Source organism: Pseudomonas sp. MF6755 (assembly GCF_016405635.1).
Lineage (GTDB): Bacteria > Pseudomonadota > Gammaproteobacteria > Pseudomonadales > Pseudomonadaceae > Aquipseudomonas > Aquipseudomonas haemolytica.
Genome location: NZ_JAEKDA010000048.1, coordinates 1 through 1,382, shown reverse-complemented (window position 1 = coordinate 1,382; position 1,382 = coordinate 1). Strand labels below are relative to the sequence as shown.

Sequence of the window (1,382 nt, the reverse complement as noted above, 5' to 3'; positions counted from 1 at the left end):
CAAATTGCTTGGGTGTTATATGGTCAAGCCTCACGGGCAATTAGTATTGGTTAGCTCAACGCCTCACAGCGCTTACACACCCAACCTATCAACGTCGTAGTCTTCGACGGCCCTTCAGGGGACTCAAGGTCCCAGTGAGATCTCATCTTGAGGCTAGTTTCCCGCTTAGATGCTTTCAGCGGTTATCTATTCCGAACATAGCTACCCGGCAATGCCACTGGCGTGACAACCGGAACACCAGAGGTTCGTCCACTCCGGTCCTCTCGTACTAGGAGCAGCCCCTCTCAAATCTCAAACGTCCACGGCAGATAGGGACCGAACTGTCTCACGACGTTCTAAACCCAGCTCGCGTACCACTTTAAATGGCGAACAGCCATACCCTTGGGACCGGCTTCAGCCCCAGGATGTGATGAGCCGACATCGAGGTGCCAAACACCGCCGTCGATATGAACTCTTGGGCGGTATCAGCCTGTTATCCCCGGAGTACCTTTTATCCGTTGAGCGATGGCCCTTCCATACAGAACCACCGGATCACTAAGACCTACTTTCGTACCTGCTCGACGTGTCTGTCTCGCAGTCAAGCGCGCTTTTGCCTTTATACTCTACGACCGATTTCCGACCGGTCTGAGCGCACCTTCGTACTCCTCCGTTACTCTTTAGGAGGAGACCGCCCCAGTCAAACTACCCACCATACACTGTCCTCGATCCGGATAACGGACCTGAGTTAGAACCTCAAAGTTGCCAGGGTGGTATTTCAAGGTTGGCTCCACGCAGACTGGCGTCCACGCTTCAAAGCCTCCCACCTATCCTACACAAGCAAATTCAAAGTCCAGTGCAAAGCTATAGTAAAGGTTCACGGGGTCTTTCCGTCTAGCCGCGGATACACTGCATCTTCACAGCGATTTCAATTTCACTGAGTCTCGGGTGGAGACAGCGCCGCCATCGTTACGCCATTCGTGCAGGTCGGAACTTACCCGACAAGGAATTTCGCTACCTTAGGACCGTTATAGTTACGGCCGCCGTTTACCGGGGCTTCGATCAAGAGCTTCGCGTTAGCTAACCCCATCAATTAACCTTCCGGCACCGGGCAGGCGTCACACCCTATACGTCCACTTTCGTGTTTGCAGAGTGCTGTGTTTTTAATAAACAGTCGCAGCGGCCTGGTATCTTCGACCGGCATGAGCTTACGGAGCAAGTCCTTCACCCTCACCGGCGCACCTTCTCCCGAAGTTACGGTGCCATTTTGCCTAGTTCCTTCACCCGAGTTCTCTCAAGCGCCTTGGTATTCTCTACCCAACCACCTGTGTCGGTTTGGGGTACGGTTCCTGGTTACCTGAAGCTTAGAAGCTTTTCTTGGAAGCATGGCATCAACCACTTCGTTA

At 53.1% G+C, this 1,382-nt stretch carries 1 rRNA gene; it reads right to left on the bottom strand.

The features are described from left to right. Positions 1 to 19: 19 nt before the first annotated feature. A 23S ribosomal RNA gene (locus JFT66_RS29620) occupies positions 20 to 1,382 on the bottom strand; the annotation flags it as partial.